Here is a 270-nt window from a genome sequence, read left to right on the forward strand (position 1 = left end):
TTTAATGTCATGATGGGGTGAAAAAATTATCATGTAGTCTTTGGGAGTCACAGGGCATAGAATAACCCCTGAGCTTGGGCTCAGGGGGAGTTTTCTAACTATAATGTTTGAATAGCGAATGAGTTGCCTGATGGATGGTGCGTGCTGTTTCAGCGTTGTTCATAGTGTAGAGATGGATACCAGCCACATCATTGGTCACTAAGTCAACAATTTGATCTACAGCATAGGCCAGACCTGCTGCCCGAAGAGATTCAGGATTGTGCTCGTATT

General features: G+C 44.1%; 1 protein-coding gene. It reads right to left on the bottom strand.

What is annotated here, in order from left to right; translation table 11 throughout:
• Positions 1-94: 94 nt before the first annotated feature.
• A partial coding sequence (locus C1G53_RS01325) for a methylenetetrahydrofolate reductase (RefSeq protein WP_192873097.1) occupies positions 95-270 on the bottom strand: 176 nt, incomplete at its 5' end.

Origin of the sequence: Streptococcus suis (assembly GCF_002960445.1) — a bacterium.
Classification (GTDB): domain Bacteria; phylum Bacillota; class Bacilli; order Lactobacillales; family Streptococcaceae; genus Streptococcus; species Streptococcus hyiners.